The organism is Gordonibacter faecis (assembly GCF_030077735.1).
GTDB classification, from domain to species: Bacteria; Actinomycetota; Coriobacteriia; order Coriobacteriales; family Eggerthellaceae; genus Gordonibacter; species Gordonibacter faecis.
Window position 1 is genome coordinate 204,637 of sequence record NZ_JASJEU010000003.1, and the last position, 24,393, is coordinate 229,029.

The 24,393-nt window shown below is 60.7% G+C and carries 24 protein-coding genes; 2 read left to right on the forward strand and 22 right to left on the reverse strand.

Features of this window, described 5'->3' with window-relative positions; translation table 11 throughout:
* Positions 1 to 48: 48 nt before the first annotated feature.
* From QNJ86_RS01185 to dnaG, 19 genes are all read right to left on the reverse strand, one after another.
* A complete protein-coding gene (locus tag QNJ86_RS01185; RefSeq protein WP_283830736.1) occupies positions 49 to 468 on the reverse strand; it encodes an XRE family transcriptional regulator in 420 nt (139 codons plus the stop codon).
* A gap of 101 nt (positions 469 to 569) precedes the next feature.
* Positions 570 to 1,070 carry a DUF5067 domain-containing protein gene (locus QNJ86_RS01190; RefSeq protein ID WP_283830737.1) on the reverse strand — a complete coding sequence of 167 codons (501 nt, stop codon included), beginning with the start codon at positions 1,068 to 1,070 and terminating at the stop codon, positions 570 to 572.
* 185 nt (positions 1,071 to 1,255) lie between these two features.
* The gene (locus tag QNJ86_RS01195) at positions 1,256 to 2,116 is read right to left on the reverse strand and encodes an aldo/keto reductase (RefSeq protein ID WP_283830738.1); all 861 of its coding nucleotides are present in this window, start codon (positions 2,114 to 2,116) and stop codon (positions 1,256 to 1,258) included.
* 128 nt (positions 2,117 to 2,244) lie between these two features.
* Complete coding sequence (locus QNJ86_RS01200; RefSeq protein ID WP_283830739.1) at positions 2,245 to 2,619, reverse strand: peptide chain release factor-like protein; 375 nt, start codon at positions 2,617 to 2,619, stop codon at positions 2,245 to 2,247.
* Between the two features lie 408 nt (positions 2,620 to 3,027).
* Positions 3,028 to 4,701: an AMP-binding protein gene (locus QNJ86_RS01205; RefSeq protein WP_283830740.1), complete on the reverse strand. Its 1,674-nt coding sequence runs from the start codon at positions 4,699 to 4,701 to the stop codon at positions 3,028 to 3,030.
* Positions 4,702 to 4,907: 206 nt separating this feature from the next.
* Complete coding sequence (locus tag QNJ86_RS01210) at positions 4,908 to 5,459, reverse strand: helix-turn-helix domain-containing protein (RefSeq protein WP_283830741.1); 552 nt, start codon at positions 5,457 to 5,459, stop codon at positions 4,908 to 4,910.
* A gap of 143 nt (positions 5,460 to 5,602) precedes the next feature.
* Entirely contained in the window at positions 5,603 to 6,139 is a 537-nt protein-coding gene (locus tag QNJ86_RS01215) for a 2-oxoacid:ferredoxin oxidoreductase subunit gamma family protein (protein ID WP_283830742.1), read from the reverse strand.
* On the reverse strand, positions 6,136 to 6,984 hold the full coding sequence (locus QNJ86_RS01220) for a thiamine pyrophosphate-dependent enzyme (RefSeq protein ID WP_283830743.1): 849 nt from the start codon (positions 6,982 to 6,984) through the stop codon (positions 6,136 to 6,138). The genes QNJ86_RS01215 and QNJ86_RS01220 overlap by 4 nt, the downstream gene beginning before the upstream one ends.
* Positions 6,985 to 6,987: 3 nt before the next feature.
* On the reverse strand, positions 6,988 to 8,061 hold the full coding sequence (locus QNJ86_RS01225; protein ID WP_283830744.1) for a 3-methyl-2-oxobutanoate dehydrogenase subunit VorB: 1,074 nt from the start codon (positions 8,059 to 8,061) through the stop codon (positions 6,988 to 6,990).
* A 6-nt stretch (positions 8,062 to 8,067) separates the two neighbouring features.
* The gene (locus tag QNJ86_RS01230; RefSeq protein WP_283830745.1) at positions 8,068 to 8,274 is read right to left on the reverse strand and encodes a 4Fe-4S binding protein; all 207 of its coding nucleotides are present in this window, start codon (positions 8,272 to 8,274) and stop codon (positions 8,068 to 8,070) included.
* Positions 8,275 to 8,341: 67 nt separating this feature from the next.
* Positions 8,342 to 9,133 carry a nucleotide-binding protein gene (locus QNJ86_RS01235; protein ID WP_420052729.1) on the reverse strand — a complete coding sequence of 264 codons (792 nt, stop codon included), beginning with the start codon at positions 9,131 to 9,133 and terminating at the stop codon, positions 8,342 to 8,344.
* An 83-nt stretch (positions 9,134 to 9,216) separates the two neighbouring features.
* Entirely contained in the window at positions 9,217 to 10,995 is a 1,779-nt protein-coding gene (locus QNJ86_RS01240; protein ID WP_283830747.1) for an AMP-binding protein, read from the reverse strand.
* A 99-nt stretch (positions 10,996 to 11,094) separates the two neighbouring features.
* Positions 11,095 to 11,676 carry a helix-turn-helix domain-containing protein gene (locus QNJ86_RS01245; protein ID WP_283830748.1) on the reverse strand — a complete coding sequence of 194 codons (582 nt, stop codon included), beginning with the start codon at positions 11,674 to 11,676 and terminating at the stop codon, positions 11,095 to 11,097.
* A 188-nt stretch (positions 11,677 to 11,864) separates the two neighbouring features.
* Positions 11,865 to 13,301, reverse strand: a complete 1,437-nt coding sequence (locus QNJ86_RS01250; RefSeq protein WP_283830750.1) for a transcription antitermination factor NusB — start codon at positions 13,299 to 13,301, stop codon at positions 11,865 to 11,867.
* A complete protein-coding gene (gene fmt, locus QNJ86_RS01255; RefSeq protein WP_283830751.1) occupies positions 13,294 to 14,250 on the reverse strand; it encodes a methionyl-tRNA formyltransferase in 957 nt (318 codons plus the stop codon). The genes QNJ86_RS01250 and fmt overlap by 8 nt, the downstream gene beginning before the upstream one ends.
* Positions 14,251 to 14,252: 2 nt before the next feature.
* Positions 14,253 to 14,798 (reverse strand): peptide deformylase, encoded by a 546-nt coding sequence (gene def, locus QNJ86_RS01260; RefSeq protein ID WP_283830752.1) that lies wholly within the window; start codon positions 14,796 to 14,798, stop codon positions 14,253 to 14,255.
* A 251-nt stretch (positions 14,799 to 15,049) separates the two neighbouring features.
* On the reverse strand, positions 15,050 to 15,997 hold the full coding sequence (locus QNJ86_RS01265) for an SPFH domain-containing protein (RefSeq protein ID WP_283830753.1): 948 nt from the start codon (positions 15,995 to 15,997) through the stop codon (positions 15,050 to 15,052).
* The gene (locus QNJ86_RS01270) at positions 15,994 to 16,425 is read right to left on the reverse strand and encodes an NfeD family protein (RefSeq protein WP_283830754.1); all 432 of its coding nucleotides are present in this window, start codon (positions 16,423 to 16,425) and stop codon (positions 15,994 to 15,996) included. The genes QNJ86_RS01265 and QNJ86_RS01270 overlap by 4 nt, the downstream gene beginning before the upstream one ends.
* Before the next feature lie 123 nt (positions 16,426 to 16,548).
* Positions 16,549 to 18,447 (reverse strand): DNA primase, encoded by a 1,899-nt coding sequence (dnaG, locus tag QNJ86_RS01275; RefSeq protein ID WP_283830755.1) that lies wholly within the window; start codon positions 18,445 to 18,447, stop codon positions 16,549 to 16,551.
* A gap of 206 nt (positions 18,448 to 18,653) precedes the next feature.
* Here dnaG and QNJ86_RS01280 point away from each other — a divergent pair, with 206 nt between their 5' ends.
* Both QNJ86_RS01280 and QNJ86_RS01285 read left to right on the forward strand, forming a co-directional pair.
* The gene (locus QNJ86_RS01280; protein ID WP_283830756.1) at positions 18,654 to 19,808 is read left to right on the forward strand and encodes a baeRF8 domain-containing protein; all 1,155 of its coding nucleotides are present in this window, start codon (positions 18,654 to 18,656) and stop codon (positions 19,806 to 19,808) included.
* 115 nt (positions 19,809 to 19,923) lie between these two features.
* Complete coding sequence (locus tag QNJ86_RS01285; protein WP_283830757.1) at positions 19,924 to 21,147, forward strand: deoxyguanosinetriphosphate triphosphohydrolase family protein; 1,224 nt, start codon at positions 19,924 to 19,926, stop codon at positions 21,145 to 21,147.
* Here the strand turns inward: QNJ86_RS01285 and QNJ86_RS01290 are convergent.
* From QNJ86_RS01290 to QNJ86_RS01300, 3 genes are all read right to left on the reverse strand, one after another.
* Positions 21,144 to 22,742, reverse strand: coding sequence for a helix-turn-helix transcriptional regulator (locus QNJ86_RS01290; protein ID WP_283830758.1), 1,599 nt, complete (start codon positions 22,740 to 22,742; stop codon positions 21,144 to 21,146). The two genes, QNJ86_RS01285 and QNJ86_RS01290, sit on opposite strands and share 4 nt — an antisense overlap.
* A gap of 246 nt (positions 22,743 to 22,988) precedes the next feature.
* A complete protein-coding gene (gene tatA, locus QNJ86_RS01295) occupies positions 22,989 to 23,258 on the reverse strand; it encodes a twin-arginine translocase TatA/TatE family subunit (protein ID WP_283830759.1) in 270 nt (89 codons plus the stop codon).
* Positions 23,259 to 23,528: 270 nt separating this feature from the next.
* Positions 23,529 to 24,281 carry a formate dehydrogenase accessory sulfurtransferase FdhD gene (locus QNJ86_RS01300; RefSeq protein ID WP_283830760.1) on the reverse strand — a complete coding sequence of 251 codons (753 nt, stop codon included), beginning with the start codon at positions 24,279 to 24,281 and terminating at the stop codon, positions 23,529 to 23,531.
* Positions 24,282 to 24,393 lie beyond the last annotated feature (112 nt).

The following is a 24,393-nucleotide window of genomic DNA, read 5'->3' on the forward strand; positions in this document are numbered from 1 at the left end:
CAGTACGCGTCGCGCGAACCGCCAAAGCAGCTGCGGCGCCCAGAGCTTTCAGCAAATGGTGTCCTCGCCGAAGCGGTAGAGTTCTTCGTCGGTCTTTTGGAGGGTGTAGCCGTGGTCGAGGCAGAAGATAATGATGGCGTCGCGGCGGTCTTTGCAGTAGAGCTGGTTTGCGCCGGCAGCTTGCAACAGCCGGTCGGCTTCCTTTAGTGTGAGTCCCATGGCGAACGCAAGCTGCAACACCTTATTGCGCGAAGCGCCGCGCTGCCCCATGAATATCTGATACCCAAACGTGTCATTAAGCCCCGCCTTGCGTACGATGTCTGATCGCTCAAACCCCTTTTCGTCAAGCAAATACTGAAGATACTCCGAAAGGCTGCGCTTAGTCAGCCGATGCCTCTCAGCAAAACTACGCGGATCAGGAGCCGCCAACAACTCCTGAAGCAGTTCTTCAGTTAAAGGCTCTCTCACGCGCCGTTTCCTTCTTTTCTTTGGTTGAGGGTTTCGTTTCATGGTATCAGATCGATGTAACAAGGGCGTTGGAGCAGCACAACGCCCTTGCACACACTTCTCTACGCCTGAGCGACGGAGAACGTTTTTTCTGCAAGTACTGCGTCACTAAAGCTAATAAGTTCGGTGCATTCCACGCTCACATCAGACTGATCGTCAAGTAAATACGCCCACTGTACTGTAGTAGTGGCACCCGGCTTGATCTCATTCATCGTGCTTTGGCTATCGATATCATTCACGATTGCCGAATCAAGTTGCACCCCATTCTGAAAACACTTTGCAGAAATAGCTACAACAAAAGACGTTGCTTTTTCTGAATTATTCGCAAACGTATAGGTGACAACGATAGCAGGTTTTCCAGAATAATCCGAAGTCACCTGACAATCATCGATTGTGACCGCATACTTTGAATCAGCTTGTTCCTGCTGCTGAGCAGGCTCGGGAGGTGTGGGATCGGAAGTTTTTTCATTTTCCACTGAAGATCCTCCGGATGAACAGCCGAACAGCATCATGCATCCGGCCAACGAGGCCGCGAGCACCACCCTGGCGATAGACTTTTTCATAGCACATCTCTCCTTCGTGTAAGTAAATCCCCTTGTATGAGTAGCTTCTTCGAAGCAGCAACCATGCTAGTGAAATGCAAGGGTGGATTCATTAGCTGCCAGCTAAGTTCTCGCAGACGGCAAGCATGACGAAGGCCCGCGTGAGGCGGGCCTTCTGGGGAAGTGCGGTTGGTGTTTGCTATCGCTTAGAAGTCGATGGTGTCGGGGTCGAGGCCGCTTTGGCCGAGAGGGTCTAACTCGTCGATGCGCTGGAGGTCTTCGTCGGTGAGATTGAACCAGAAAATGCGCGCGTTTTCCGAAATGCGGCTTGCGTCCGTGGACTTCGGCAGCGGGATAGCGCGACGCTGGAGGCACCAGCGCAGGCACAGCTGCGCCACCGTGCAACCGTAGCTGGCAGCGATGTCGATGAGCAGTTGGTTTTCAAGCACGCGTCCGCTGCCGAGTGGCGACCACGCCTCCACCACGATGTTGTGGCGATTGCAGAAATCGCGCGTGACCTCTTGGTTGCACCCGGGGTGGAGCTCAATCTGGTTCACCATGGGCAGTATTTCCGCCGCATCCATGAGGGGCTCCAGGTGATGCGGCTTGAAGTTGCTCACGCCGATTGCGCGCACCTTGCCATCCAGGTAGAGCGACTCAAGCGCCCGCCACGTTTCCTGATTGGTGCGCTGCCAATCGGCATCCGCGCCCTGAGCGGCCGGCCAGTGGATGAGGTAAAGATCCAGGTAATCGAGGTGAAGCTTGGCGCGCGATTCTTCGAACGCCTTCAACGTGGCATCATAACCACGGCTGTCGTTCCACACCTTCGTGGTGACAAACAACTCTTCGCGCGGAATGTCGGCTGTGGCAAGAGCCTTACCCACCGTCTCTTCATTGCCGTACGCTGCCGCTGTGTCGATGTGACGATATCCGTCGGCGAGCGCCTGATGCAACGCCTCAAGCCCCGTCTCGCCATCAGGCATTTTCCACGTTCCAAAGCCCACGCAGGGAATGCTATATCCGTTGCGCATCTCAATGCGATCCTTCGCACTCTGTAATTCCGCCATAGTGCCTCCTCTATCACAGGCGCCGACACACCGCCAAGCGCCATCCATCACAACAGGACAACGATACGACCCCTGAGCAAGCAGTCACCGAACTGTGCGAAGATTGTTGGTGAAGAGAAACGCGAACGTTACTCGTCGATGAGGTGGCGGGTGGCTTTGAGGTGGGCGCGGTGGCGTTTGTCGGCGAGGCGACGTTCACGGGCGTGGCGAGAAGGCTTGGTTGCACGGCGCACCTTGGGAGGCACTGCGCGGCGAGTGAATTCGGCGCGCAGCTTCTGAAGGCAGAGCTGACGGTTGCGAAACTGGCTGCGCGATTCACGTGACACTACCGTTATGCCACTTGGCAGGTGCGTCATACGCACGGCAGAGTCTGTAGTGTTCACGCACTGTCCACCGGGGCCGCTTGCACGGAACGCCTGAATCTCACAATCACGCTCAAGTTCGTCAAGCGGAAGCGCCGCCCAACAGGCAAAGTCTCGATATGTCGGATGGTTCGATTCCATGCCTCTATCATAGCACGCACAGTGTACCCCGATGCTTCACGTGAAAATCGTTCGTTGTCTGTCACCGCAAATCACGCAAGCCAAAGAGCACAAGAGAGACAGGGAACAACCCGTAGAAGTCCAATCCGCGACGGCGCGAGATGCCCAGTCCCTTTAGAGGTGAGATCCGCGCAGCCGCCAGGCAAAGAACGCAATAATGACCTGCGTTTTCGCGCTTCGCGCGAACGGCGCTCTGGAGAACGCCGCTACGGGGGTTATCCCTATCGCAAGACAATGCCTACAAGCCAGCCAGCCCGCGTCGTAAGGTAAAGGATGCGAGAAAAGTCGTGGCGTAATAGCCAGCGTGAAGTGCGTCACACTTTTGTGCAGCGGAAAGGGGGCTTTTGTTACAGCCCCCTGAACCTGCCGCTAATCTTTGATGCCGTCGTTGGTGCGGATTAGTTTGCGTTTGATTTTGCCGCCGATGGTTTTGGGGAGTTCGTCGGTGAATTCGACAACGCGCGGGTACTTGTAGGGCGCGGTCGTCTTCTTTACGTGGTTCTGAAGCTCTTTCACCAGTTCATCGGAGGGTTCCCAGCCTTTTGCCAGCACGACGGTGGCTTTGACCACCTTGCCACGGATGGGGTCGGGTGCGGCGGTGACGGCGCATTCCACGACGGCGGGGTGCTCGATGAGCGCACTTTCCACCTCGAAGGGGCCGATGCGATAGCCCGAGCACTTGATGACGTCGTCGTTGCGACCCACGAAGAAGCAGTAGCCATCCGAGTCGCGCCACGCCATGTCGTGCAGGTTGTAGTACTCCCCACCCACAGCCTCACGCGTGCGCTCTTCGTCCTGGTAGTAGCCCACAAACAGACCTGGCGGGTAGGCCTCTTTGAGACCAGTTACGCAAATGGCGCCCTCTTCGCCATCGGGCACTTCCTGACCGTCGTCATCCAGCAGCTTGATGTTCAGCAGCGGAGACGGCTTCCCCATGGAGCCCGGCCGCGGCTCAATCCACGGGAACGTGGCCAGCAGCACAGGACCCTCCGTCTGACCGAAGCCCTCGCGAATCTTCTTGCCGGTCAGACGCTCCCACGCAAGCGTAACCTCGGCATTCAGCGGCTCGCCGGCCGTGGCAAAGTTGTGCACGCTCGACAGGTCGTAGGCGCTCACGTCCTCCTGCAGCATAAAGCGATACATCGTCGGCGGCGCACAGAAGGTAGTCAGTTGGTAGTCCTGAATCTTTTGCAAAAGCTTCGTCGGCACGAATTTGTCCATGTCATAGGCGAAAATGGTGGCACCGGCAATCCACTGGCCGTAGATCTTACCCCAACCAAACTTCGCCCAACCACTGTCAGTCACAGACATGTGGAGCATGTTTTCCTCCACCTGCAGCCAATACTTCGCCGTGATGATGTGCCCCAGCGGATGTGCAAAGTTGTGGCACACCGCCTTCGCCATGCCGGTGGTGCCGGAAGTGAAGTAGATGAGCATGATGTCTTTCGACGTGACACCCGCCTCACCCGTCGGGCGCTCGAATTCGTCAGACTCGCCCGCAATCAACTCATCAAACGGCGTCCATCCCGCGCGCTCCCCCGCCACAATGATGCGGTTCTCAATGGAGGGCGACTCGGGCAGCGCCTCTTCAGTCTGCCCACACACGTAGTCGTCATTCACGCACACCATCATCTTCACCTGTGCGGAGTTGGCGCGATACGCGATGTCCTTCTTCGTGAGCTGCAACGACGCCGGAATAATGGTGGCTCCCAGCTTGCAAAGCGCCACCGCACACACCCAATACTCCCAGCGACGACGCAAAATCATCATGACCACGTCACCCTTGCCGATGCCCAGCTTACGGAAAGCATTAGCCGCCTGGTTCGACAAGCGAGACAGGTCGGTGAACGTAAACGTACGCTCGCCGTCGTGGTCATCGCACCACACCAGCGCACGCTTCTCCGGCTCGACGCGCGCCCACTCGTCCACCACGTCAAACCCAAAGTTAAACGCCTCAGGCACGTTGATCTGGAAGTTCTCGTAGAAGTCCTCGTATGAGTCGAAATCAATGCGGGGACAATACTTATTCAGGATGTAGTTCACTGGTCGCGTTCTTTCTCTCTATCTCACAGGTTGAACTTCTCATCAGGTTGTTAATGACAAGTTCGCCACCAACAAAGTGCAGAGCATGGCGGGTGAGGGACGCCGCGCGCAGATTCCGCACGAGCCGAAACGTCCGACGGACGTTTCGTGCGAGCTCAGGACTGCCCGAGCACGGCGTTCCTCACCCGCCATGCTCGTCCCGCAGGTCATTCAGCAATAATGGTGACGAACTTGGCAGGTACGTCTCCCCCACAGCGCTGTCCATGCGGATACTCCGGGTTGAAGTAAATGCTATCGCCCGCATTCAGTTCAAACTCCTTATCACACCAGGTCACCACTACAGTACCCTCAAGCACCAAGTTGAACTCCTGCCCGGTGTGCGTCACCAGTTTCGCAGGTTCATCGGAGGGGTCAAGCACCACCAGAAGCGGCTGCATAATCTTGCCGGTGTAGCGCCATGCGAGGTCTTCGAAGTGATAGCCGGGGTAGCGGTCCACCTCGCGACCTTCGCCGTTCTTTACCACCTGATAGGTGTTGAGTTTTGCCGCCGTACCGGTAAGAATCTCGGTGAACTCGACACCGAAGTGGTGTGCCATGTGATAAATGGCGGAGATGGGCACATCGTCACCCGTCTCTTCCCAGCGGACATACGTCTCCAAGGGTACCTCAAGTTCGGCCGCCATTTCTTCGCGCGTGACATCGCACGCCTCGCGGAGGCCTTTTATACGCAGGCCAATCTCGGCCAATTCAGCTACCATGAAGTTCCTTTCATCAATCACACGGTCTCCCAAACAAAAACTCGCAACTTTTCCTGCTGTCGCCGCTCGGGATCCTTCCCCTGCGGGACTAGCTTCGCGTCGCGACTCCGGCGCTTCGCGCCTCCGCTCAGGATGACAAGGGGTTACGCGTTCATGCCAATCTGTAGGGCCTTCTTGTTCATCTCGAGCATGGCGGCTTTGCTGGCGGGGACGCATTTCTCCATGGCTTTCCAGAGGGTTTCTTCTTCGCAGAAGTGCGTCTCGGCGTACAGCTTGCCGGCCATGATGATGTTCGCGAGCTTCTTGAAACCCGCCTCTTCGGCCAGCGCGGTGGCGGGAATGGCGCACATCTTCACGCCGGGGATCTCCGGAATGTTCAGGATGAGCGTGGAATCGGCCACCACAACGCCGCCTTCAGCCACGCTATGCTCGAACTTGTCGAGCGAAGGCTGGTTCATAGCCACGAGTGCATTCGGCGCCAGCACCAGCGGGCTGCCGATAGGGTCGTCCGACAGGCACACGCTGCAGTTGGCGGTGCCGCCGCGCATCTCAGGGCCGTACGAGGGCAGCCACGACACCTCACGGTCCTCAATGAGGCCGGCGTAGGCAATCAGCTTGCCGGCGAACAGCACACCTTGGCCGCCGAAGCCTGCGAGCACAATGTTCAGGTTGCAGCTCATTGCGCACTCCCTTCCGTCTGCGGAGCAGGGTTCGCAATAGGGCAGTCGGCCGCACGCGCCGCAGCAGCTTCCGCCGCATTCACAAAGCCATCGGCCACCACGTCTTTGTACACGCCCAGCGGATAGTACGGAAGCATGTTGGTGCGCATCCACTCAAACGAGTCTTGCGGTGTCAAACCCCAGTTTGTGGGGCACGTTGCCACCACTTCAACAAGCGAGTAGCCCACGCCGTCAATCTGATTCTTGAACGCCTTCTTGATGGCTTTTTTCGCCTTGCGCACATTGCGCGGGCTGTCCACGGTCACGCGCTCCAGGTACGCTACGCCATCAAGCGAACTCAGCAGCTCACACACGCGAATGGGGAAACCCGCCTGAGCCGTGTCGCGGCCGTAGGGCGAGGTTTGCGTCACCTGGTTCGGCAGGCTGGTGGGAGCCATCTGGCCGCCCGTCATGCCGTAGATAGCGTTGTTGATGAAGATGACCGTGATATGCTCACCGCGCGTGGCGGCGTGAATGGTCTCGGCCATACCGATGGAGGCGAGGTCGCCGTCACCCTGGTAGGCGAACACGACACCATCGGGATGCACACGCTTCACCGCGGTGGCCACCGCCGGGGCGCGGCCGTGCGCGGCCTCAATCATGTCGCAGCCGAAGAAGTCGTACGCCATAACCGAGCAGCCCACGGGCGCAACGCCGATGGCGTCGCCTTCCACGTCCAGCTCATCGAGGCATTCGGCCACCAGACGGTTCACAATACCATGCGAACAGCCGGGGCAGTAGTTTGTCACAACAGGCAACAGCGCATGGGGGCGCTCGAACACAACCTTCGTTTCCTTTTCAGCCATGGTCTACTCCCCTCCTTTCGCGATGGTTTCGTTCATGTCCTCAAGCTTGACCAGCACTTCAACCGGCGTCGGGATAACGCCACCGGTGCGGCCGAAGAATTCCACGGGGCGACGGCCCGCCACGGTCAGGCGCACGTCGTCCACCATCTGGCCCATGTTCATCTCAACGGAAAGGAACGCTTGTGCGGTGGGCACCACGGCCTCAATCGCATCCGTCGGGAACGGCCAGAGGGTAATCGGGCGAATGAGGCCCGCCTTCACGCCCTTCTCGCGGGCGGCAACCACGGCCGAGCGCGCCACGCGGGCGCTCGCGCCAAATGCCACCACCACGATATCGGCGTCGTCAACGAGGAAGGTTTCAGCACGCTGCTCTTCGCGCTCGATGGTTGCATAGCGCTCGTAGCGCTCGATGTTGAGGCGTTCCAGCTCGTCAGCGGTCAGATACAGCGAGTTCACCACGTTGTGGGCGCGCTGGTGTTTGTGGCCGGTGGTGGCCCACGGCTTCTCGATCTGCTCGTCGCGCGGCTCGGGCATGACCACGGGTTCCATCATCTGGCCCAGCATGCCGTCGGCCAGAATCATGACGGGCGTGCGGTACTTGTCGGCCACGTCGAAGGCCGTGTACACGTAGTCGGCCATTTCCTGCACCGTGGAGGGTGCGTACACCACCACGCGGAAGTCGCCGTGACCGAGTGCGCGCGTGGCCTGCCAGTAGTCGGCCTGCGACGGCTGAATGCCGCCAAGGCCAGGGCCGCCGCGCTGCACGTTGATAATAACGCCCGGCAAGTCGGCGCCGGCCATGTAGGAAATGCCTTCGCCCTTGAGCGAAATGCCCGGCGAGGAAGACGACGTCATGACACGCGCGCCCGCCGCCGCCGCACCGTACACCATGTTGATGGCCGCAATCTCGCTTTCGGCCTGCAAGTACGTGCCACCCACCTTCGGCATGCGCTTGGACATGTACGCCGCAAGTTCGGTCTGCGGCGTGATGGGGTAACCAAAGAAGAAGCGGCAGCCCGCGCGCAGCGCAGCTTCCGCCAGGGCCTCGTTGCCCTTCATGAGCACTTTCTCTGCCATGCCGTCCTACCTTTCCACCGTGATGGCCACGTCGGGGCACATCGTCGCGCAGGACGCGCAGCCCGTGCATGCATCCAGGTCGGTGCAGTACGCGGGGTGATAGCCCTTCGCGGTAATCTTGTCGTGGTCGAGCGCCATGATATGCTCGGGGCACGCGTCGACACACAGGCCGCACCCCTTGCAGAAGAAGTCGTCTACGCTAATGCTCGCCATGATTCGCCTCTCTTATCTCGTCCAGACACACAGGGTAACCCTCACGGGGTCCGGTGCGCTCTCAGTCTTATTGCCAGGGAGTTCTTACATATACTTGCACAGGATAGAGCGCGCAGGCCCCCTCATTCGGCGCAACGCGGGCGATTTCCCGGTCGGTGACCTGCGCGAGGCCGCTGGCGGGCACCGTCGTGCACACAAGGGGAAGCTCACACGCCTGCGCCACAGCTTCAGCAAAGGGAATGCCTTGCGCAATAGCGTCGCCGTCGGTGTCATCCTGAAGGTGCGTGTTGTTCACAATGCCGGTTGCACGCAGGTGGCACTTCGCCTCAATTTCGTGCAGGATGGCGGCTGCTTCCGCCGGCTCCTGCGTGAGATTGCGACTGCGGTTTACCACGTACAGCATCTCGTAGGGCCCGGCTGCCACCGTATTGGCGAAGCGACCAAGCGCCGTCGCGCCCACATCATCGCCACCCGCGTCGATGATAAGCACTTCTCTTTTTTGCCGTTCTGCGATAGGTGCAGGCTCATCGGGAGAACACACTGAAGCAGAGAGTGGCAACCACGAGCGCTGTGCCTGTTCAACGGCGGGCAGGATAGTTCCCGACAGACTCGGGCCGTCGAGGTTCGTGCCGGCGAACACGGGCGCAATGAGGCGCACACCGTGTTCGGCAAGCCGTGCGCGATAGTCGCTTGAGCGGAAAAACGGGTTCACTACATCAAGGTCAACGACAGTCACCGCAAACCCGCGCGTCGCTATATCGAACGCCAGATTCAGGGTGAGATTAGTCTTGCCTACCCCATAATGCCCGCAAATAACCACGACTGCTGTCAGTGTTATGGGAGGTCTTGAACTGGGCAAAGGCTTCAATCTATCGAAAGGCCCGCTGGAGAAAAAACGAGCAATCTCAGCTCCACTCATCTGGCCCTTGCCGCCCTTCGCCGTCACACCAAGCCCTCCGGAGCTTCTGCTTCGTCCACCTCGCGGATAGCGGCGCGGCGAATCTTGCCGTTCACGGTTTTGGGCAGGGCGTCCACGTACTCCACAATGCGCGGGTATTTATAGGGTGCCGTTCGCTTCTTCACCCAGGTCTGGAGCTCTTTAGTGAGCACATCGGTGCCCGCGAAGCCCTCGGCCAGTACGATGGTGGCCTTCACGGCCTTGCCGCGCACCGGGTCGGGCACGCCCGTAACGGCGCATTCGCGCACGGCCTCGTGTTCCAGCAGCACGCTTTCAATCTCGAAGGGCCCAATGCGATAGCCGCTCGACTTGATAACGTCGTCGTTGCGCCCGACGTACCAGAAGTAGCCGTCCTCGTCACACCAGGCTGTGTCGCCGGTGTGGTACCAACCGTCGTGCATGGCGGCCTCGGTTTTCACCGGGTCACGGTAGTATTCCAACATGATACCGGCAGCCTTCTGATGGATGTCGATGCACACCTCGCCCGTTTCGCCCGTGTCGCAGCGGCTGCCGTCGGCGCGCTGAATTTCCACGTTGTACAGCGGCACGGGCTTACCCATCGAACCGGGGCGCGGTGTGGAGCCCGTGAGGTTCGCAATGGTAAGTGGCGTCTCGGTCTGGCCAAAGCCCTCATAAATGGTGAGTCCCGTGTGCTCTTTCCAGAAATCGAACAAGTCCGGGTTCAGCGCCTCGCCTGCCGTGGTGGAGTACACGAGCGACGTGAGGTCGTAGGCGTCGATGTTCTCGGCCATCATCATGCGATACATCGTGGGCGGGCAGCAGAGCGTGGTCACGCGGTACTTCCCGATGAGCGAAAGAATTTCGGAGGGGTGGAAGCGGTCGAAGTCGTACGTAAACACGCACGCTTCCATGAGCCACTGGCCATAGTATTTGCCCCACACGGCCTTGCCCCAGCCCGTATCGGCGATGGTGAAGTGCAGGCCGTCGGGGTTCACGTTGTGCCAGTGCTTGGCCGTGACCAGGTGCGCAATGGCGTATTCGGAATCGTGCAGCACCATCTTGGGGTTACCCGAGGTGCCGGACGAGAAGTACATGAGCATGGGGTCGGCGGCCAGCGTGTCCACGCGCGCGAAGTCGGCCGAGGCAGCGCGCACGCCCGTGTTGAAATCGAGCCACCCTGCACGCTCAATCGGTGCGGCGCAAATACCGTCCGGGCCGGAAAGCGCCGCGCCCAACGGCAGCCCGTCATCGGGGAATACGAGGTTGCCCTCCGCATCCTCCGGCGTGAGGCCGCCACCTGCGCCATTTACCAGAATGCGGCAGGTAAGCGTCGGGCACGCGTCAGCCACGTTGTCCACCACCTGTGCGATGTCGCCGAGCGAGGTGGCAATGATAGCCTTCACCGAGGCCCCGTTCAGGCGATACTCCAGGTCGTGCTCTTTTAGCATAAACGTGGCGGGCACCATGACCGCGCCCAGCTTCGCCAGCGCTGTGGCCACAAACCAGAACTGGTAGTGGCGGCGCAGAATAACCATGACCATGTCGCCGCGACCGATGCCCTGCGCGGCCAGGAAGTTCGCCGTCTTGTCGGACCACGTTTTCACGTCGGCAAACGTAAACACGTGCTCTTCGCCTTCGGGGTTGCACCACACCATGGCGCGCCGATCGGGGTCGTTCACGGCAATGTCATCCACCACGTCGTAGCCGAAGTTGAAGTTCTCGGGGCAGTTGACGGCAAAATCGGTCAGCAAGCCGTCCTCGTCGTAGGTTTCCGTGACGAAGCGAAGGTTGATATTTCTCATGATGAACAGCTCTTTCTTACTCAAGATGCAGCGGAAGAACCCGCCGCGAGACGGATTGATTATCGAAGGTGGGGCGCGGTCGCGAAAACGCGGCAGCGCCTAGATAATCTCCCCGTTCGGCTTCATGACCACAGCCAAAAACACGCACGGCTCGCCGCCGGTGGCAATCATGCCATGACCGCGCCCGGAGTCGTACATCAGCAAATCGCCGGCCTCGAGTTCTTCCACATGGTCCTCGTAGGCGAAGCGCATTTTGCCTGAGATGATGAAGTCGAGTTCCTGTCCTTTGTGATACGACAGGTGAATGGGCACGTTCTGCTCTTCCTCAAGGTAGGGTGCCGTGACCAAAAACGGCTCGGCAAGCTTATCCTTGAAGTGCGGTGCCTTGTGCAGATACTCAAAGCCCGCGCGGCGCTTGATAGAAAGGCCGTCGGCAGCGCGCGTGAGCGAGTAGCCCGTCAGGTGGGGGTTTTCGCCGGTCAGAAGCTCAATGACATCCACACCCAAGCGCTGGGCGCACTTGAACAGGAAGGTGAACGACAAATCCTGTTCGCCGGATTCCTGAGCGGTGTATTCAGCCACCGAGCGCCCCGTCGCGTCGGCCATCTCCTGCATGGTGAGGTCCAAATCCTCGCGCAGAGCGCGGATGCGCCCGGCCACCTCCTTGATATTCGGCTCCATGAGCGCAGACCTCCTTTACGGTCATCCGAGCGCCGCCTTCGCAGGTGGCGCGCCATCATTTGAAAAAGTTTTCCTATTGTATAGCACTCTGGTCGGCTTCACGCGGAAACGAAGAAAATTCTCACGCGTATCCGTGAACGGCAGTTCTTATGAACAAAACCCAGCCCCGCGCTTGAGAGCTGTGCGGACTATCGCGTGCGTATGAAACGCACCGCAAAGTGAGCGTCGGGGGAACCGGGCACAAGCGGCGGGGCGATGCACGAGCGACCCGCCAGGGGGGCCAGCTCGAAGGCGGCGCCCTCAGGGCTTTCCAGAAAGCGCTTCACCACGCCGTTGTTCTCAGCATGCGTGACCGAACAGGTGGCGTACGCCAACTGACCGCCGCGCACCACATGCCCGGCGGCTGAGCGCAGAAGCGCCAGTTCGAGCGCCGCCAGCTCGCCCACACGCTGTTCGGTCAAACGCCAGCGGATTTCCGGATGGCGGCGCAGCGTGCCCAAACCCGAGCACGGCGCGTCGATGAACACCGCATCAAACAGGCCCGTTCCCACCACGTCATCAAGCGCGGTGGCATCACCCGTTAAGGTCTCGGCCACGTGCACGCCGTACGTTGCGGCGCGTTCGCGCAGAAGCTTTGTCTTAAATGCATGGTTGTCCAGCGTGGAAAGTTCCACCTGGCTGCCGTAGGCGCGCAGGGCCCCGCTTTGCAGCAGTACGGTTTTGGTGCCGCGGCCGGCACCAATTTCCAACAGAGAGGCGGGCATGTGATCAGGCAATACGGAAGCGGCAATGAGCTGGGAGGTGGCATCCGACACGAGCACTTTGCCCTGTGTAAACAGCTGCTTCACGCGCTTGTGCTGCAGTACGCGGGGGTCGTGCACGCGGTAGCACCCCGCCACCTCAATTCCTGCCGAGCCGTCCGGCTCAAGTGGCGAGCCCGCCTCAGCAAACGCAGAGAGCACTTCATCGGCGCTCGCGCGAATCTCGTTTACCGCAATATGCACCGGTGCCGGCTCGTTCGAAGCGCGCATGAAGTTCACCGCCGCGGGTGCCCCTAAATCGGCAATGAGGCGCTTGGTGAGCCAGAGCGGAAACGCATTCGCACGCGCAAGTGCCGCCACATCACGCGCCGGATCGCCAAACGGAAAGTCCTCCTTCATCGCCGTCACTTTGCGGAGCACCGCGTTGCCGAGGCCGGCGGCGCGAGGCTGCACGGCACGCACCAGTTCAACCCCCTGGTCAACGGCCGCATGCGGGCTTTTGTCCAAAAACATGATCTCGTAGGCGGCAATGCGCAACGCATCACGCACGTCATCCTGTACGTCATTCGGCGAACGCAGGGCGCGGTCAATCACTTCATCGAGCGTGCCCTGAGCGCTCGTCACACCACGCACCAAAAGCGTTGCGAACGCGCGATCTTCCGGACTCAAGCGCGAGGAATCAATATGTGAGGCAATGAGGTCTTGTGCGTAGGCATCGCGCTCGCGCACGGCGCGGCATACGTCCAACGCGGCACGACGCGCCGGGCTCGCCTTGGACGAGGTGCGCGGCGCTGTGCTTTGAGTGGCATCGCTTGACACGCGACCCACACGTGATTTGGATGCGCGGCGCTGCTCGTTACTCATGCGCAGCCTCCCAGCACATGCCGCCCGCCTTGATACCCTGCACGCCGGCGGCAAACGCCTTCGCGTCCATGGCCTGCTTGCCGTCGGGCTTCACCGAAAACACCTCAGCCGCTCCATCGGCAAAGCCCAGGAACAACCGCTTGCCCGCGAAGCGAATCTCTCCTGCTGGCAATCCAGAAGCAAGTTCGCGCCCCCGTGCGTCATCGGGTTCAACCAGCGCGCAGAGGGTGACCGGCCGCCCCGCAAGAATCGCGCGCGCCGGATGCGCTGCGCTCGAGGCACGCACCTTGCGCACGGCCGTGGCCGCCGTGTCGGTTGGGAGCGGGTCAAGCTCACCCTTTTCAATCTTCGAGGCATAGGTAACTAGTGACTCGTCCTGGTCAGTCCATTCGGCCGCGTCGTTTTGCACATGCACCAGGGCCGTGAGCAGCGCATGCGAGCCAAGGTTCGCCAATTCATCGGTGAGTTCATCGGCGGTTTTAGCGTCGATGCGCGCCGTGCGACACACGCAGAAAGCACCCGTGTCCAGGCCTTCTTCCATGCGCATGACGCACACGCCTGTTTCCTCGTCGCCCGCCAACAACGCGCGCTCCACCGGTGCAGCCCCGCGCCAGCGCGGCAGCAGCGACGCGTGCACGTTCAGGCAGCCATGGCTCGGAATATCCAACACCGCCTTGGGCAGAATAGCCCCGTATGCGGCAACGCAAATGACCTCGGGTTCAAATGCGGCCAGTTCCGCCTGCGCCTTTTCGGTGCGCAGCGTGCGGGGCGTGAGCACAGGAAGACCCAGGCGCTCGGCCGTACGCTTCACCGGCGAAGGCTCCAGCTGCTTGCCGCGGCCGCGTACGGCATCGGGGCGCGTGTAGACGGCCACCACTTCGTACTGTTGAGACAAGTCTTCCAGAATGGTGGCCGCGAACTCCGGCGTGCCCATGAACACGACGCGCATGATTAGCGCACCCGCGGTTCAAGTGAGGTTTCGCCGGGCTTCGCACCCTGGGCAAGGGCCTCGTCGTAGTCGCGCAGCGCCTGGATGCGAGCCAGCGGATCGGCACGCTCAAACATGGTGATGCCGTCAAGGTGGTCGAGTTCATGCTGGAGGCAGCGACCCAACAGCCCGTCGCCTTCAATCTCCCACTCTTCGCCGTCCAAATCGAAGTAGCGCACACGTGCCCATGGCGGACGTGAAATGGGTACCGAAATGCCGGGGCACGACAGGCACCCCTCCCCTTCCGTCACCGGGTCGCCCTTTGTTTCTATCAGTACGGGGTTCACCAGCACAATAGGGTCTTCCTCACCGGATTCGTCCTGGTCGCAGTCGATAACCACCAGTCGCTGCGCCACGCCCAGCTGGGGTGCCGCCAGGCCGCAGCCGCTGTTTTTGTACATGGCTTTCGCCATTTGCTTCGCCAGCTTGCGCAGGCTTTTGTCGTTCAAGTCGCACGGTTCGCACACCGTGTTCAAAATGGGATTGGGCGATTGTACGATGGAAATCACGTCGGCACGTCCTTTTCTCTGCTATCGAAGGCGTCCCGGCGCAGGGCCGGGACGTAAACGTTCATATGCTCGTCATTGTGCGGTTTCACCGGGAAGTTGTCTAGTATCCTGCGGGAAACATCCACAGAAACCCGAGGTGAGAAAGGGAAGCCACGCCTCCATGCCCGACGCCACCACCGCAAAAAGAAGGGCGAGCAGAAGGTGTACCCCTCCACTCGCCCTGTGTGGCATGATGAATGAAAACCCGCTGATCAGGCTTTTGCTTCGGGAGCGTCCGTCACGATCTCCTTCAACGAGGCAGCCAAGCCGGCAATGCCCTGGATATCTGAGGGGATGATGATCTTGGTAGCGCGACCGTTCGCAGCGGACTTGAAGGCCTCGTAGGCCTGGAGCGTCAGCACGGCGTGGTCGGCACCGGCTTCGCGCACCATGCGAATGCCATCGGCCGTTGCCTGCTGCACGTTGAGGATAGCCGCAGCTTCACCCTCGGCCTCGCGAATCTGCTTTTCTTTCTCGGCTTCCGCGGCCAAGATGACCGTTTGCTTTTCAGCCTCGGCGGCGAGAATCTGCGCCTGCTTGTTACCCTCAGTAATGGTGATGGCAGCCTGCTTTTCACCTTCGGCCAGAAGCACGGCCTCACGCTTTTCACGCTCGGCTTTCATCTGCTTCTCCATGGCCTGCTGGATAGCGGCAGGCGGCGTGATGTTCTTCACCTCGACGCGGTTCACCTTGATGCCCCAGGCGTCAGTTGCCTCGTCCAAAATGGAGCGCATCTTGGCGTTGATGGTGTCACGCGACACCAGCGTCGTGTCCAAATCCAGGTCGCCGATGATGTTACGCAGCGTGGTAGCCGTCAGGTTCTCAATGGCGATGATGGGGTTTTCCACGCCGTAGCTAAACAGCTTCGGGTCCACAATTTTAAAGAACACCACCGTGTCAATGGACATGGTGACGTTGTCCTTCGTGATGACGGGCTGCGGCGGGAAGTCGAACACCTGCTCTTTGAGTGAGACAAAAGGACGCACGCGGTCGATAAACGGCACCTTAATGTGCAGACCGTTGTCCCACGTAGCCAAATACGAACCCAGGCGCTCTACGATGGCAGCTTCGGCCTGCGGAACAATTTTGATGCACGTGACGCTGAACAGCACCACCAACACCACTACGACAATAAGAGCGATAAGCACAGGATCAATCATGAGGACACCTTTCTTTCAACGATGAGCTTGACGCTCTCCTGCCCGACAACGATCACGTTCTCACCTTCGGGAATGGGCGCACCGTTGGCGGAGCGGGCAGCCCAGGTCATGTGATCAGGCGTTTCAACGCGCCCGACGAGGCGGTCGTTGTCAATAGCCTCGCACACCACGGCCGTCAGGCCAATACACGTGGGCTCTTCCTGCTTGCCGCGGTCACGGTAGCGCACAAAGACGGGGCGCAGCACAATAAGGCACACCACCGACACCACCAAAAACACCACCACCTGTATGAGCACGTCTGCGCCCAGCAAGTTCGCCGCAAAGGCAATGAGGGCACCCACGACAAACCACATGGTGATGAGGCTGAGTGAAGCCACTTCGACAACGGCCATCACAGCCGCAATTCCCAGCCAAATGAAGGGGCTCATGGCTCCTCCTTTCTCTCGTGAAGAGTATACCACGCCCGTACACCAGTACGAGTGAGTACCGAAAAAGGAACACACGTTCTATACAAGGAGCGCGTGCACGAGGGTGCGCGAGGCGGCGCTCCCCTACTCCGTGACGAGAGGTTTATGAGCGAGGCGGCGGTTCGTGAGGTCTTTTTGCAGCGCGGTCACCGTTTGGAAGAGCATTTCGTACTCGTCGGGCGGAAGCGACGCGGGGTCGGACAGCTGCGCACGCATTGAAGCTACGGTGTCTTCCACGTCACCTATGGCCAGCTCCTCGGCCAAAAAGCGCGCAAGCGCCCCCGGATCGGTGCCCGCATCCATGGTTCCCGAGGTGAGAATGCCCGCCGCACGCGGAATCTCACGAGCGGCCTCGTTGATGACGCGCGCACCCGATGAGGTGGGGTCGGCAGCGAGTGTGTCAAGTACGCTCTGCGCAAGCGCGGCATGTACGGATTCGCGCCATTGGGTTTGCGCAAGCGCGTCGGCGTGAGCAAGCGCCAGTTCAGGGCGCTGGGCGGTCAAACTCAAGAACTCGCGCTCAAAGCGACGACGGTTCACCTCAGCCTGAGGCAGAGCGCGGCGAGGTTTTCCCTGTTCAGGCGCCGACGCGGGCGATGCCGCGGTTAACTGGTCGGTGGAGGCGCCTCCCGAAGGCTCGTCCGCTTCCTCGTCACCGCGCCGCGGCGGTTCCAAGCGTGCCAGCTGTTCAAGCGCATCTTCCTCACGCGCCCGCACGCGACCCGCTATCTGCATGGCGTAGTCTTTCGCGAGGATGGAATCCTTAATGGGTGCCAGCACCGACAGCGCCTCCACGAGCGCACGGGCGCGCCCTTCGGCTGTACTGAGATCTTGGGCAGCCAGGCGGCGGTCAATGCCATACTTCAGCAGGGGCTGCGCGTCGGCCACGAGTTCCCGCAGCGCATCCACGCCGCGCGCCTCCACAAAGTCAGCGGGATCCAAGTTGTCGGGCAGCGTGACGGCGGCCAGCTCCACCTGGTGGCGCCCCGCTTCGGGCGTCATGCTCTCGTCGATAAAGCCCAGCGCGCGGTCAGCCGCACGCTGACCTGCGGCATCGCCGTCGAATAGATACACAATACGATGCTGCGCATGGCGCGAAAGTATCCGAATATGGCGGGTCGTGAGTGCGGTACCCAGGGTAGCCACCGCGTTTTCCAGCCCCGCCTCATGCAGCGAAATAACGTCGGTGTACCCTTCCACCACCACGGCCACGCCGGTGGAAGCCATCGCCGATTTCGCCTTGTCAAGCCCGTAGAGCACCTGCGATTTATGGAAGAGCGGCGTCTCCTGCGAGTTCAGGTACTTCGGCTCGCCCACGCCCACCACACGTCCGCCAAACGCGATGCATTCGCCCTGCGCGTCGTTGATGGGAAAGATAATGCGGTTGTAGAAGCGGTCACGCAAGCGACCATCGCGACCTTTCAAGGCCACATTCGCCTCAATCATTTCGTTCGGTTTGAAGCCAAGCGCTGCCAAATGGCGCACCAGCGCGCCGTGTCCGGGCGCAAAACCCAGCCGCCAGCGCTTCGGCACCTCGCCGCCGAGCCCGCGCTTCGCCAAATAGCTGCGCGCGTTAGACGCATCGGGTTCGGGGTTGCGCATGAGTTGTTGATGAAAGAACAGGGCCGATTCCTCGCACACGGCTTTCAGGCGCGCCTTCTTGCTGTTCGCCACGCGCGTGCGCCCGTCGTCGGCCAACTCAATGTGGGCGCGAGCGGCCAACTTGCGCACAGCCTCGGGAAACGTGAGGTCCTCGGTCTTCATGAGGAAGCCGAACACATCGCCGCCCTCGCCGCAGCCGAAGCAGTGCCACAGCTGCAGCACCGGGTCGATCTTGAACGACGGCGTTTTTTCGTTGTGCAGGGGGCAGCAGCACCAAAAATCACGCCCACGCTGCTTCACGGGCGTGCGCTCGCCGACGACAGCCACGAGATCGCTTGCCTCGCGCACCTTCTGTATGTCGTCTTCGTTGATGCCCGCCATGTCTGCCCTTCCGTTTGTGTTCCCAATAGTATAGCGCACGGGTAGGCCGTCGCAGCCGACCTCGGCGAGATCAGCAGATTGCCAACCGAACGCTGACGGTACCGTCGCGCTTTCTCGCCGGGTACGGGGGCGCTGCTATGCTGGCGGAACACGTTTGGCGCTTGCGAGGCGCCCCTTTTCGTCCCCGGCTTTCAGGAGGCTTTGCTATGAATGACGACATTACGGTCGCGCCCGATTTCGACGCCACACTCTTTGAGCAGGCCGAAGGGCCGCTCGTGTCCCTCTATCTGCCGGTGGACGACCGCGCCGCCGCGCGCATTCGCCTAAAGGAGCTTCTGCAAGAGGTGAATGACAAGCTTGAACAGGAGTTCGCACACCGCGAGCATACGGGCGTTGATGCGCGTCTTGATCAGGTGATCGAGCGGTTTGATGAGCTGGCCGAAGGTGCAGCAGGGAGCATAGCCGTGCTGGTCGGCAACGACCGTACGCTCGTATACCAGCTAGGCTATGCGGTCGGGCCGCTTGCGGTGGTGGATGATTCCTTCTATGTGAAGCCGCTGCTGAAGAACTTCGCGTTCGGGTCACACTATGTGCTGCTCGGTTTGTCAGCCGACCGGTTTGCCCTCATCGAAGGCGACTTCGGCTCCCTGCGCCGCTGGAAGTTTCCCGAGGGATTGTCCGACGAATTCAGCGAGCTCTTCCCGATGGTGTATGACGGCCTCGAGGGCGCGCTCGATTATGAGTCGCTCGAAAACCATATGCCGCCCTACCATGGCTACAAGTCGCGCAACGACGTGAAGAAGGAAGAGGCCGAAAAGTTCTTCCGCTATGTGGACAAGGTGGTGACAGAACGCCTGCTGAAGGACGTTGACCTGCCCGTCATTTTGGTGAGCTTGCCCGAGCATCAGGCCGCGTTTCGCCGTGTGTCCACGCTGCCGCATCTGCTTGATGAAGGTATCGAGAAGGATGTCGGTGGAATAGGCGAACCCGAACTTTTAGCCGAGGCACGTGTGGTAATTGAGCGTGCCCGTGAGGCGCACGCGCGTGAGCTGCTGCAGCTCTTCGGCGATGCCGAGGCGCATGGCGGCGCTTCGGCTGACCCGGCAGACATCGGGCTTGCCCTGGTGGAACGCAAGGTGCGTGCCCTCTTTGTAGCTGAAGATGTGTATCTTCCCGGCGGCTTCAATGAAGAAACCGGCGCAGTGGTGCTTTTTGAACAGGAGCCCCACGAGCGCTTCCAAGGGCCGGAACTTGCCGACCAGTTCGCCCGCGCCGCGCTCGCCCAGGATGCCGAAGTGCTGGAGCTTCCCGCCGAGCAAATGCCCAACGGCGCCAGCATTGCGGCTTTGTACCGCTACTAATATATATAAGGAAGGGATGCCGCGCTCGCCGCGCGCGTGATGGAACGCACGCTGTCGCACGGCGCGGCCACCTCATGCGCTACAATGTCCTCGAACGAGACGAAAGAGGACACCCATGAGCGAGAGCATCCCCTACCTGACCCTTGACCCAGACATCGAAGCCGCCATTCGCGCCGATCGCGCGGCGGGACGTAAACACCCGCACGCCTTCGACGACGCCCAGGTGAAACGCCGCGAGCCGAACCCGCACGATAGGGCCACGCTCACGCGCCCCGCCTTCGCGCGCGACATCGAGAAAATCCTGAACGTGCCGGCCTACAACCGCTACGCCGACAAAACGCAAGTGTTCTCGTTCGTGGAAAACGACGACATCTGCCGACGCGGGCTGCACGTACAGCTGGTGAGCCGTATCGCGCGTGGCATCGGGTCGCTGTTGGGCCTGAACTGCGAGCTCATTGAGGCCATCGCGCTTGGCCACGACGTGGGCCACACGCCATTTGGGCACGCAGGCGAACGCTACCTCAACCAGTGCTATCACGAGCGCACGGGGCGTTTCTTCAACCACAACGTGCACTCGGTACGCGTACTTGACCAGCTCTATCGTCGCAACATCAGCCTGCAAACGCTCGATGGCGTGCTCTGCCACAACGGCGAATTCGCCCAGCAGGTGCTGCGCATGGGCGACACGCACGATTTCGAAACGCTCGACGGGCTCGTGGAAGCCTGCACCGCTGATGAGAGCACCATTAAAAGCTTGCGACCCTCCACGCTGGAAGGGTGCGTCGTGCGCGTGTCCGACATGATTGCATATGTGGGCAAGGACCGTGCCGACGCTGTGGATATGGGCGTGCTTTCGTCATACGCGCCGTTCGAGACCACGGTCATGGGTAAGCGCAACACCATCATTATCAACAACCTTACCGTGGATATTGTGAATCACAGCTACGGGCGCGACCGCATTGCGCTTGGCGAAGACATGTTTGCCGACCTCAAGCGCGCCAAGCGCCAAAACTACGAACTCATTTATGAGCGCGAAGGCATGGTGTCGGGCGCAGGCAATGTGGTGGAAGAGATGTTCGAAGAACTCTACGAGCGCCTGTTGGCCGACCTTCTGGCTGGCGATGAATCCTCGCCAGTGTTCCGCCACCACGTGACGTCTCTGTGTGCGAAGTCATCCTCCATCACACCTGAGAGCTACCTGGCCACCGAGCCGAACCAAATTGTGACCGACTACCTGGCCTCCATGACCGACAGCTACTTCACCGCCCTGCACGCTCACCTGTTCCCTGAGCGTTCCCAGCGCCCTGTGGCGCGCGGTTACTGCGCCGACTTAGCCTAGCGCTTCGTGCGAAACGCGGGCGCGGCATCTTGCGCGGCGAGGTCAGGGAACTCCGCGCGGGCCGTACGTTCACCCAGGTCGATGAGTTCTTGACGGTTATGGACGCCGCATTTGGTGTAGATACGCCGCAGGTGGGTGTCCACCGTGCTCTTCGAGATGAAGAACTCGGCGGCAATGCGCTCACCCGTGCGACCGCGCAGGGCAAGGGGCAGAATTTCTGCCTCACGCTTCGACAAACTACACGTTTGAACGATGTAGGCACACGCGTCGTCAAAGCGATCCGCGTCGCGCGCAATAACCGACAGCGCGCGGAAGTCGCGCTCCGTGAACAGGAAAAGGTAGGCGAAGAGCGCCGCGAGTCCCGCGCACGCCACCACAACGTAGGGCGTTTGACCGGTGGGCACGGCCACGTCAAGCACGTTGCCCAGGCCAATGCCCGCCATCTCGCCCGCGAACAGCGCTGTAAAGCCGCGCGCGAACGAGAGCGCCGCATCTTGGCCGGTCAGGCGCGCCATCACCAAGAAGAGCGACACCAGCACATACGTGAGTCCCAAATAGCCCGCCAGCACAATGGCTTCACCCGGCACGCCGAAATCGGAAAGCACCGGCACGAAGAGAAAGCCCGCCATCATCACGAGGATGGCCAGGCGATACACGCTATCAAGCGGGCCTTCCGCCTCCGTCGGCGTGGGCAGAGGTGCCCCGCGCACCTCGCGACGACGGGCCTCTTTCACGGGAGCCGCAGCGTCCTCGGCAGGGGTTGCAATAAACTGGAGCGCAGCAATGCAGAACAGCACAAACAACAGCAGCGTTGCAGAAAACGTCGGCGTGGACGCCATGCCCGGTTCGGAGCCATAGGTCTCCATGAAGCCCGCGGCCAGGCCAAAGAGCACCGTACCTGCGACAATCTTTTTTGACAGGCGCGCCGTTTCCGCCCGTTGAGCACTCGTGGCGAAGAGGTCGCCGAACGAAAGCGAGGAACCTTCCCCCTCGCTCTCCCCTGCATCCGCGCGCGCTTCTTTTGCCCGGGGCGCGTCGAACGGTGCCAGCCCGCGCAGAGCGAGCACGCTTCCTACTGGCAGCAGCTTAAGTGCCAGCAAAACACCCGCCACCGGCACAAGGGAAAGCGCCAAACACACCGTCGCCCCCAGCGCCGAACCAGCGAAAACCTCGAACGTCGCCTGCGCGAAGGGCCGCGCGCCCAATGCCCGACCCCACGCAGCCAGCATGAACCCAGCTGGCATGCCCACAAGAACGCATTCCACCAGAAGCCCCGCTGCGGAAACATCGGCCGCGAGTGTAGGCAGCGCCGAGCCCACCACGAGCAACGCCGCGTAGCACCACAGAAGCGGCCGCGAAAGCAGCGCCGCACGCGCCCGTTCGGACGCAGCGCGCAGCAGCACGAACGCCACCACCATGAACGCCAGGGTGCCGAACAGATCGGCCCGCTCGAAGGCGTGCGGGCCAAACGCGAGCGCCCGATTCGTTCCCAAATAGAAGAGTGAAAAGACAAAGCCCTGGTTGCAGGCGAATCCCACCACAGGGCGCAGGGATGCCCGTACCTTGTGCCGCATTGTTTTCGCACCCTGCCCCATGAATGCCTCTCTTCTTGCCCAGTAAAACGAGCATTCATGATAGCAGGAGCGTGCGAGCAGAAGGTGCCGGGGTACCTTCCTCCTGAAAACGCGCACGCCTCCGCGCATGACAGCGTGCGCGGAGGCGTGCGGGGGCGCGTGAGGGAGGGAGGTTACGCGCCCGCTTTCAACGACTCAGCGCCCGGAAACAAGGCGCAGGTCGGAAGAAATAACAAGTGCTTCAAACCGCGTACGATGCGGCAGTACTTACACCGTTTCGGTAGCAGGAGCCTTTTTCTTGGTGGCCTTCACGGTGCGGGAAACGGGACGCGCGGGCTCTTCCTCCTCCTCGTCCTCTTCAACGAGCACAACTTCTTCGGCCACTTCATCCTTAGTGCCGCCCAAACCTTCGCGCAGGCCCTTGACCGTCTTGCCAAGGGAAGCACCCAACTTGGGAAGGTTCTTGGGGCCGAAGATGAGCAGAACAACCGCAAGAATAATGAGCAGTTCGGGCATACCCATGCCGAGGATCTTCATGTACGTGCGCCTCCTAAAAGGTTCGTGCGACGTCTTGCGAATGCGCGCGCCGCCTGATTTCAACGAGGCCCAGTATGCCCCGAAACGTACGGCTCGCCTATCATGCAGACGCGTGATTTTGTCCGGGAGAGCGCTGTGTGCCGTGTCATGCAAACGGAGTAGCGTGTGCATTTTGCCAGGTCAGAAATGTTTGGGCGGGTAGCGTGAGGTAGAGGGATGGTTCGTGGCTCTTTTTTCGGCTTGTGGGGGGGGACGAAGCGCAGAGGGCATTTAGTTACTAATACGCTCAGGGCACGAAAGGACGCGCAACGCGCCGTCGCGGCAGTGGGAAACCAACGCCACGCCGAGCTCGGACGCGCGGAGCACCGCCTCGTCGGTGGCGGACTTGCGTGACACGAGAACCGGGCAGCCCGCGCGATGCGCTTTGAGCGCCATCTCGCAACTGATGCGCCCCGTGATGAACAGAGCTTTGTCGCGCACATTGATGCGGTCAAGCCACGCCTGACCAATGAGTTTGTCGAGCGCATTGTGGCGGCCAATATCTTCGCGCACCAGCGCCAGGTGTGCCTCTCCCGGCGCACTGAGGCCGCAGCCGTGCACGCACTTACCGCTGTTGCGCCGTGGGCTGCACGTGCAGAGTTCGTCCATGCAGGAGAGAAGCGCGTCGGCGTTGAAGGTGATGCTTGGCTTGAGTGAGGATGCGGGGCGTGCTGGGTTCCCGGCCGCAAGCACGGCCGACTGCGCACAACCGGCCGAGGTCACACGGTGCAGCGGCACGTACCCTTCCCGCACGCATTCACAGGATGTAACGTGGACCGCCGCGCCCTGCGCGTCTTCTATCACCTTCACCAGCTGCTCGCGGTCGGTGATAAGCCCCTCCGACAGGAGATATCCCACCGCAAGCTCGCGCAACCCATAGGGACTCCCCTGGCTTACGGCCACCAGCGTGTCGTTCAAAATGATGCGAATAGGCCGTTCAGCCGTCTCAGACGAACACGGCGGACAAAATTCAACGCGCGCCACGGCTGCTCAGCTCCGCTCACACATCATGCAAACCATGGATTTACCAGCACCTTTACCTCGCATGACCACCCTTTCGCGTATACCCCAGTGAAAAGCTTGATGTTATCACGAG

Bases quoted from the DNA above. Each gene is read 5' to 3' on its own strand.
- QNJ86_RS01190 (WP_283830737.1), bottom strand. From the start codon at position 1,070: ATGAAAAAGTCTATCGCCAGGGTGGTGCTCGCGGCCTCGTTGGCCGGA.
- QNJ86_RS01195 (WP_283830738.1), bottom strand. From the start codon at position 2,116: ATGGCGGAATTACAGAGTGCGAAGGATCGCATTGAGATGCGCAACGGA.
- QNJ86_RS01200 (WP_283830739.1), bottom strand. From the start codon at position 2,619: ATGGAATCGAACCATCCGACATATCGAGACTTTGCCTGTTGGGCGGCG.
- QNJ86_RS01210 (WP_283830741.1), bottom strand. From the start codon at position 5,459: ATGGTAGCTGAATTGGCCGAGATTGGCCTGCGTATAAAAGGCCTCCGC.
- QNJ86_RS01215 (WP_283830742.1), bottom strand. From the start codon at position 6,139: ATGAGCTGCAACCTGAACATTGTGCTCGCAGGCTTCGGCGGCCAAGGT.
- QNJ86_RS01220 (WP_283830743.1), bottom strand. From the start codon at position 6,984: ATGGCTGAAAAGGAAACGAAGGTTGTGTTCGAGCGCCCCCATGCGCTG.
- QNJ86_RS01225 (WP_283830744.1), bottom strand. From the start codon at position 8,061: ATGGCAGAGAAAGTGCTCATGAAGGGCAACGAGGCCCTGGCGGAAGCT.
- QNJ86_RS01230 (WP_283830745.1), bottom strand. From the start codon at position 8,274: ATGGCGAGCATTAGCGTAGACGACTTCTTCTGCAAGGGGTGCGGCCTG.
- QNJ86_RS01240 (WP_283830747.1), bottom strand. From the start codon at position 10,995: ATGAGAAATATCAACCTTCGCTTCGTCACGGAAACCTACGACGAGGAC.
- QNJ86_RS01245 (WP_283830748.1), bottom strand. From the start codon at position 11,676: ATGGAGCCGAATATCAAGGAGGTGGCCGGGCGCATCCGCGCTCTGCGC.
- QNJ86_RS01250 (WP_283830750.1), bottom strand. From the start codon at position 13,301: ATGAGTAACGAGCAGCGCCGCGCATCCAAATCACGTGTGGGTCGCGTG.
- fmt (WP_283830751.1), bottom strand. From the start codon at position 14,250: ATGCGCGTCGTGTTCATGGGCACGCCGGAGTTCGCGGCCACCATTCTG.
- QNJ86_RS01265 (WP_283830753.1), bottom strand. From the start codon at position 15,997: ATGATTGATCCTGTGCTTATCGCTCTTATTGTCGTAGTGGTGTTGGTG.
- QNJ86_RS01270 (WP_283830754.1), bottom strand. From the start codon at position 16,425: ATGAGCCCCTTCATTTGGCTGGGAATTGCGGCTGTGATGGCCGTTGTC.
- dnaG (WP_283830755.1), bottom strand. From the start codon at position 18,447: ATGGCGGGCATCAACGAAGACGACATACAGAAGGTGCGCGAGGCAAGC.
- QNJ86_RS01280 (WP_283830756.1), top strand. From the start codon at position 18,654: ATGAATGACGACATTACGGTCGCGCCCGATTTCGACGCCACACTCTTT.
- QNJ86_RS01285 (WP_283830757.1), top strand. From the start codon at position 19,924: ATGAGCGAGAGCATCCCCTACCTGACCCTTGACCCAGACATCGAAGCC.
- QNJ86_RS01290 (WP_283830758.1), bottom strand. From the start codon at position 22,742: ATGGGGCAGGGTGCGAAAACAATGCGGCACAAGGTACGGGCATCCCTG.
- tatA (WP_283830759.1), bottom strand. From the start codon at position 23,258: ATGAAGATCCTCGGCATGGGTATGCCCGAACTGCTCATTATTCTTGCG.